The following is a 7,385-nucleotide window of genomic DNA, read 5'->3' on the forward strand; positions in this document are numbered from 1 at the left end:
GGGCGGGACTGGCGGGGCGGACGGACGGGCAGGACTGGTGCGTGACGAGTGGGAGGACGGGGAGCCGGTGGCGACCACAGCGGACGACGTCGTGTTCGACCTCATCGCCATGGGGCGGATCGGGGTTGATCTCTACCCGCTGAGAACGGGCGTACCGCTCGCCGAGGCGGACACCTTCGGGAAGTTCCTCGGCGGCTCCGCCGCCAACGTCGCCGTCGCCGCCGCGCGGCTCGGCCGGCGCACCGCGCTGATCAGCCGGACCGGCGCCGACCCGTTCGGCGCGTACCTGCGCTCCGAGCTGCGCGCCTTCGGCGTGGACGACCGCTGGGTGGAGGAGGTGCCCGCGCTGCCGACCCCGCTGACCTTCTGCGAGGTCTTCCCGCCCGACCGCTTCCCCCTCTACTTCTACCGGCACCCCAAGGCCCCCGACCTGGAGATCACCGCTGCCTCCCTCGACCGGGCCGCACTGCGCGCGGCGCGCGTCCTGTGGACGACCGGCACCGGCCTGAGCGCCGAACCCAGCCGCACCGCCACCCTGGCCGCTCTCGAAGCGCGCGCCCGGACCGGGCCCACCGTCTTCGACCTGGACTGGCGGCCCGCGCTCTGGCAGGAGGACCCGGCCGAGCACTACGCACGGGCGCTGCGCCTCGCCACCGTCGCCGTCGGCAACACCGAGGAGTGCGAGGTCGCCACCGGCGCGTCCGAGCCGCACGCCGCGGCGAAGGCCCTGCTCGCCGCCGGCGCCGACCTCGCCGTCGTCAAACGCGGACCCGAGGGGGTCCTGGCCGTCCACCGGGACGGGACCACCGCCGAAGCGGCCCCCCTGAAGGTCGACGTCGTCAACGGCCTCGGCGCAGGCGACGCGTTCGGCGGCGCCCTCTGCCACGGGCTGCTCGCCGGCTGGGACCTGCCGCGCATCCTCCGCTACGCCAACGCCGCCGGCGCGCTCGTCGCCTCCCGGCTCGCCTGCTCCGCCGCGATGCCCCACCCGGACGAGGTCGAGGAGGCCCTGTCATGGCCGAGGTGACCGCACACGACCTCCCGCACGCCCGGCTGCGCATCCTGGAACTGGAGCCCGGGGAGGCGTACGCCCACGAGGCCGGCGGCTGCGAGTGGATCGTGCTGCCGCTCCGGGGCGCGGCGCAGGTGCACTGCACCCCCGGCGGCGACGGCGGCGGCGCGGTGGGGGCGGCGCCCGCCGCCGTGTTCACCCTGCACGGCCGCAGCTCCGTCTTCGCGGCCGTCAGCGACTTCGCCTACCTCCCCCGCGACAGCCGCAGCCGCGTCACCGCCCCCCGCGGCGGCCGGTTCGCCCTCGCCGGCGCCGTCTGCGAGCGGACCCTCGCGCCCCGCTACGGGCCCGCCCGCGAGGTGCCCGTCGAACTCCGCGGCGCAGGCGGCTGCTCCCGCCAGGTCAACAACTTCGCCGCCGCGGACGCCTTCGACTGCGACCGGCTCATCGCCGTCGAAGTACTCACCCCCGGCGGGAACTGGTCCTCCTACCCGCCGCACAAGCACGACGAGCACGAACCCGGCCGGGAGTCCCGACTGGAGGAGGTCTACTACTACGAGATCGCCCCCCGCGGCGACACCCCCGGCTACGGCTACCAGCGCGTCAGCCCCTCACCGGCCGGGAAGACCGACATCCTCGCCGAGGTGCGCACCGGCGACGCCGTCCTCATCCCGGACGGCTGGCACGGCCCGTCCATCGCCGCCCCCGGACACGACATGTACTACCTCAACGTGATGGCGGGACCGGACCGGGCACGGGAGTGGCTGATCCGCGACCACCCCGACCACGCCTGGATCCGCGACACCTGGCCCGGCCAGGCCGTGGACCCCCGGCTGCCCTTCCACGAAGCGGAGGACCAGACCCGATGAGGCTCACCGTCGCCCAGGCGCTCATCCGCTTCCTCAGCCGCCAGTACACCGAGCGCGACGGCCGCAGGACCCGGCTCATCGCCGCCACCTGGGGCATCTTCGGACACGGCAACGTCGCCGGGATCGGCCAGGCCCTCCTGGAGACCGGCCGCGCCGACATGCCCTTCCTCCAGGGCCGCAACGAGCAGGCCATGGTCCACGCCGCCGTCGGCTACGCCCGCCAGAGCGGCCGGCTCTCCACCCACGCCGTCACCACCTCCATCGGACCCGGCGCCACCAACCTCGTCACCGGCGCCGCCCTCGCCACCATCAACCGGATCCCCGTACTCCTGCTGCCCGGCGACACCTTCGCCACCCGGCCCGCCGACCCCGTCCTCCAGCAGCTCGAAGCCCGAGGCGCCGGCGACGTGTCCGTCAACGACACCCTGCGCCCCGTCTCCCGCCACTTCGACCGGATCAGCCGGCCCGAAGCCCTCGTCCCGGCCGCGCTCGAAGCCATGCGGGTGCTCACCGACCCCGTGCAGACCGGTGCCGTGACGCTGGCCCTGCCGCAGGACGTGCAGGCCGAAGCCCACGACTGGCCCGAGGAGTTCTTCGCGGAACGCGTCTGGGGCGTGCGCAGGCCGCGGCCCGACCGGGCCGAACTCGCCGCCGCCGCCGACGCCGTACGGGCCTCCGCCCGCCCCCTGGTCATCGCCGGCGGCGGGATCCGCCACAGCGGAGCCGGGGCGGCGCTGGCCGCGTTCGCCGAGGCCACCGGCATCCCCGTCGCCTGCACCCAGGCCGGCAAGGGCGCCCTGCCCCACGACCATCCTGCCGACGTCGGCGCGATCGGGCACACCGGGACCGCCGCCGCCGACGGCCTCGCCCGCCGCGCCGACCTCGTCATCGCCGCCGGAACCCGGCTCACCGACTTCACCACCGCCTCCGCGACCCTGTTCCAGGACCCGGCCGTCCGGTTCGTCGGGCTCAACCTCGACCCGTACGACGCCCACAAACTCGCCGCGCTCCCGCTCGTCGCCGACGCCCGCGAAGGCCTCGACGCGCTCCGCGCCGCCGTCGCCGGGCACCGGGCCGACCCCGCCCACACCGCCGCCGCCCGCGAGGCCAAGGCCCGCTGGGAGCAGCAGGTCGACCGCGCCTACGCCGCGCCCGACGAGGACGCCGCCCCCACCCAGGCCCAGGTCCTCGGCCTGCTGGACTCCCTCGTCGACGACAGCGACGTCCTCGTCAACGCGGCCGGCTCCCTCCCCGGCGACCTGCACCGGCTGTGGCGGGCCCGCTCCGCCGACCAGTACCACGTCGAATACGGCTACTCCTGCATGGGCTACGAGATCCCCGCAGCCCTCGGCGCCGCGCTCGCCGCCCCCGACCGGCCCGTGTGGGCGCTCGTCGGCGACGGGACGTACCTGATGAACCCCACCGAGATCGTCACCGCCGTCCAGGAGGGCGTCCCGATCAAGGTGGTCATCCTCGACAACCACGGCTACGCCTCCATCGGCGGCCTCTCGCAGGCCATCGGCGCCGAGGGCTTCGGGACCGCCTACCGCTACCGGGCCGGGGACGGCACGTACGCAGGACCGCCGCTGCCGGTGGACCTCGCCGCGAACGCGGCCTCCCTCGGCATGGCCGTCATCCGCACCCGCACCATCGGTGACCTGCGCAAAGCCCTCGCCGAGGCGCGGGAGGCGGACCGGCCCACATGTGTCTACGCACAGACCCGAACACCCGACACTGTGTCGGGCCCGCCCCCCGCACAGGCGTGGTGGGATGTTCCCGTGGCCGAGACCGCGACCCGCGCTGCCGCGGTCGCGGCCCGCGAGGAGTACGACCGGCAAGCCGCTCAGCGACGTCGCCATCTGTGAAGGAGCAACAGCAATGAAGACCGTCAACCACTGGATCGGTGGCAAGACCGTCGAGGGCGCGTCGGGCAACTACGGCCCGGTCACCGACCCCGCCACCGGCGAGGTCACCACACAGGTCGCCCTGGCGTCCGCCGCGGAGGTCGACTCCGCCGTACGCGTCGCCAAGGAGGCGTTCCTCGACTGGGGGCAGTCCTCGCTGGCCGCCCGCACCAAGGTCCTCTTCGCCTACCGGGCCCTCCTCGACGCCCACCGCGACGAGATCGCGGCGCTGATCACGGCCGAGCACGGCAAGGTGCACTCGGACGCCCTCGGAGAGGTCGCGCGCGGCCTGGAGATCGTCGAGCTGGCGTGCGGCATCACCACCCAGCTCAAGGGCGAGCTGTCCACGTCGGTGTCGAACCGCGTCGACGTCGCCGCGATCCGCCAGCCGCTCGGCGTCGTCGCCGGCATCACCCCGTTCAACTTCCCGGCGATGGTCCCGATGTGGATGTTCCCGCTGGCCATCGCCTGCGGCAACACCTTCGTCCTCAAGCCGAGCGAGAAGGACCCCTCGGCCGCGAACCGGCTCGCCGAACTCGCCAAGGAGGCCGGCCTGCCCGACGGCGTCCTGAACGTCGTCCACGGCGACAAGGAGGCCGTGGACGCGCTGCTCTCGCACCCGGACGTCGCGGCCGTCTCCTTCGTCGGCTCCACCCCGATCGCCCGCCACATCCACACCACCGCCTCCGCCCACGGCAAGCGCGTCCAGGCCCTCGGCGGCGCCAAGAACCACATGCTGGTCCTCCCCGACGCCGACCTCGACGCCGCCGCCGACGCCGCCGTCTCCGCCGCCTACGGCTCGGCCGGCGAGCGCTGCATGGCCATCTCCGCCGTCGTCGCCGTCGGCTCCATCGGCGACGAACTCGTCGAGAAGATCCGCGAACGCGCCGAGAAGATCAAGATCGGCCCCGGCAGCGACCCGACGTCCGAGATGGGCCCGCTGATCACCGCCGCGCACCGCGACAAGGTCGCCTCGTACGTCAAGGGCGCCGCCGAGCAGGGCGCCGACGTCGTCCTCGACGGCACCGGCTACACCGTCGACGGCCTGGAGAACGGCCACTGGATCGGCCTGTCCCTCCTCGACCACGTCCGCACCGACTCCGACGCCTACCGCGACGAGATCTTCGGGCCGGTCCTGTGCGTGCTGCGCGCCGAGACGTACGAGGACGCCGTGGCGCTGATCAACGCCTCCCCGTTCGGCAACGGCACCGCGATCTTCACCCGTGACGGCGGCGCCGCCCGCCGCTTCCAGCTGGAGGTCCAGGCGGGCATGGTCGGCGTCAACGTGCCGATCCCGGTGCCGGTGGGCTACCACTCCTTCGGCGGCTGGAAGGACTCCCTCTTCGGCGACCACCACATCTACGGCAACGACGGCATCCACTTCTACACCCGCGGCAAGGTCGTCACGACCCGCTGGCCGGACCCGTCGGAGGGCCACACGGGAGTGGACCTGGGCTTCCCCCGCAACCACTGACCCCGTCGCAGCGCCGGTGCCGGCGGCGACCGCGGCACCGGCTCGGGAGGAGGGCGGCCGCCCCGGCCGCGAGCAGGAGAGGCGGCCGAGGGCGGCCCACGGGACCGCCGCGAAGCGGGTGCCGCCCTCCGCCGACGGACCGGGGTGGGCGGCCGATTCCGCCCTGGGCCGTACGGTGCCCCGCTCGGCCTGCGGCGCGTCCGGCCACGGCTGCGACAGCCCGCCCCTCCCGCCCCTCCCGCCCGGCCGGTCCGGCCGGTCCGGCCGGTCCGGCCGGTCCGGCAGCGTACGGCCGAAAAGGCCGTCGGCGGTGACGGCGGCCTCCGGCTCGACCACCGCGTCGCCCCGGTTGGCCGGCCCGGGGCGTACGCGATGGCGGTGCGGGCGCGGCCCGTCCGGGGCAGCGGCGGTGCCGTGCGGCGGACCCGCCTCCTCCACGCCCAGGCCGGGCACCGCCGCGCCCGGCACCCGGAAGTACAGGCGGCGCCGACCTGCCGCCGCACCTTCACTTGCACCCCGCCCTCCCGGCGGACACCCTCGACGGCCGTGCCGAGGGCGACGATCCCGCCGACGTGGCCGCAGGGCGACGCCTCCTGCGGCACGGCGCACCGCGAACGAGATGTCCGTACGGCTCCCCGCGGGCACCCTCACCGCCTCCGCGGCCGGCGCGATCCACGGGAGGGCACCGTCCCCCGGGGTGTTCACGGCGTCCGCGGCCAAGACGGGCCGCCCGCTCCTTCGGACGAGCCCCTGCCGCCCACCCGCTGCGGGGAGGAGGCCGAGCCGGCGCGGTGCGTCTTTGACGCGTCGCGCCCACGAGAAGCCCATGGCCTCCCTCTGCCGAGGCACACGAAGAGTGCCGTGCCATCAGATCGGGGGAGTGGAGACGGCGGGGAGGTGGAGCAGCAGGTCGCTGGTGCCGGCCGGTACGCCGGCGACCCCGCCGGGCACCGCGGAGCCGACGAGGGCCGCGGCGACCTGCGCCGGGGTCGGCGTCCGGCCGGCAGCGCGGCCCTGCCCGAGGAGCAGCGCGGCGGCGCCGGCGACGTGGGGAGCCGCCATCGACGTGCCCGAGGCGCGGGAGAGGGCGGTCTCCGAGCCCTTCCACGCCGAGGTGACCGACACGCCCGGCGCGGACAGGTCCACGCAGGAGCCGTGGTTGGAGAAGGAGGCCCGCCGGTCGGCTGCGTCCGTGGCGCCGACGGTCAGCGCTGCCGGCACCCGAGACGGGGAGTGGGAGCAGGCGTTCCGGCCGGCGTTGCCGGCGGCGACGGTGAAGGTGATCCCCGCCGCGACGGCCCGTGTCACCGCCGTGTCAAGGGCGCGGCTGCGCTTGCCGCCCATGCTCATATTGGCGACGGCGGGCGTGCCCTTGGCCTTGGCGGCGTCCCGCACCATCCACTCGATGCCCCGCAGGACCGACGACAGCGCCCCCGACCCGCGGCAGTTCGCCACCTTCACCGCGACCAGCGACACCTCCTTGGCCACCCCGTGCACCGCCCCGCCCAGCGTGCCCGCCACGTGCGTGCCGTGCCCGTTGCAGTCGGCGGCCCGCTCCAGCAGCACCCCGTTGTACCCGGCCCGCGCGCGGCCCCCGAACTCCCGGTGCGCGGTGTTGATCCCGGTGTCGATCACGTAGGCGGTCACCCCGCGACCCGTCGACCCGTACGTGTAGGCCCCGTCCAGCGGGAGCGCACGCTGGTCGAGCCGGTCCAGCGACCAGGGCGCCGGGTCCTGCGTCCCGCTGATCCGGAACTCCGAGTCCGGCTCGACGGACACCACCCGCGGATCGGCCGCCAGCGCAGCCGCCCGCGCCGGCGTGGTCCGCACCGCGAACCCGCTGAAGGCGGTGTCGAACACCGCCCGCACGTGTCCCCCCTCCTCCTCCACCTCGGCGGCCACAACACGCACCGCACTCCGGGACGACCCGTCCTTGAGGACGACGACGTAGTCGGCGGTGGCGCGGTGCACGGAAAGAGCGGCGGCGGGCTGCCCCGGCAGGACAGCCGAGGCCACGACCAGAGCGGCGACGGGAACCAACGCGGTGAACACGGTCATGCGCCCGATGCTCGAACACCCCGGCCCGCCCCGCGCGCAGGCTACGCCAACTGGCCCCACACCCAGGC

Annotated in this window: 5 protein-coding genes; 4 read left to right on the forward strand and 1 reads right to left on the reverse strand. The window is 75.1% G+C overall.

From position 1 onward, the window contains the following. Window positions 1–109 precede the first annotated feature (109 nt). Genes iolC through EF903_RS25555 form a run of 4 tightly spaced genes read left to right on the forward strand, consistent with a single transcriptional unit; the run spans window position 110 to window position 5,259 of the window. Window positions 110–1,027: a 5-dehydro-2-deoxygluconokinase gene (gene iolC, locus EF903_RS25540; RefSeq protein ID WP_125546975.1), complete on the forward strand. Its 918-nt coding sequence runs from the start codon at window positions 110–112 to the stop codon at window positions 1,025–1,027. Further along, complete coding sequence (gene iolB / locus EF903_RS25545; protein WP_125546967.1) at window positions 1,015–1,881, forward strand: 5-deoxy-glucuronate isomerase; 867 nt, start codon at window positions 1,015–1,017, stop codon at window positions 1,879–1,881. Before iolC ends, iolB begins: the two co-directional genes overlap by 13 nt. Further along, complete coding sequence (iolD, locus tag EF903_RS25550; protein WP_125546969.1) at window positions 1,878–3,746, forward strand: 3D-(3,5/4)-trihydroxycyclohexane-1,2-dione acylhydrolase (decyclizing); 1,869 nt, start codon at window positions 1,878–1,880, stop codon at window positions 3,744–3,746. The genes iolB and iolD overlap by 4 nt, the downstream gene beginning before the upstream one ends. Before the next feature lie 13 nt (window positions 3,747–3,759). Further along, window positions 3,760–5,259 (forward strand): CoA-acylating methylmalonate-semialdehyde dehydrogenase, encoded by a 1,500-nt coding sequence (locus EF903_RS25555; RefSeq protein WP_125546971.1) that lies wholly within the window; start codon window positions 3,760–3,762, stop codon window positions 5,257–5,259. Between the two features lie 867 nt (window positions 5,260–6,126). Here the strand turns inward: EF903_RS25555 and EF903_RS25560 are convergent. Beyond that, on the reverse strand, window positions 6,127–7,317 hold the full coding sequence (locus EF903_RS25560; RefSeq protein ID WP_125546973.1) for a S8 family peptidase: 1,191 nt from the start codon (window positions 7,315–7,317) through the stop codon (window positions 6,127–6,129). Window positions 7,318–7,385 lie beyond the last annotated feature (68 nt).

This window comes from Streptomyces sp. WAC05292 (genome assembly GCF_003949955.1).
Lineage (GTDB): Bacteria > Actinomycetota > Actinomycetes > Streptomycetales > Streptomycetaceae > Streptomyces > Streptomyces globosus.

Bases quoted from the DNA above. Each gene is read 5' to 3' on its own strand.
- iolC (WP_125546975.1), top strand. From the start codon at position 110: ATGGGGCGGATCGGGGTTGATCTCTACCCGCTGAGAACGGGCGTACCG.
- iolB (WP_125546967.1), top strand. From the start codon at position 1,015: ATGGCCGAGGTGACCGCACACGACCTCCCGCACGCCCGGCTGCGCATC.
- EF903_RS25555 (WP_125546971.1), top strand. From the start codon at position 3,760: ATGAAGACCGTCAACCACTGGATCGGTGGCAAGACCGTCGAGGGCGCG.
- EF903_RS25560 (WP_125546973.1), bottom strand. From the start codon at position 7,317: ATGACCGTGTTCACCGCGTTGGTTCCCGTCGCCGCTCTGGTCGTGGCC.
- iolD (WP_125546969.1), top strand. From the start codon at position 1,878: ATGAGGCTCACCGTCGCCCAGGCGCTCATCCGCTTCCTCAGCCGCCAG.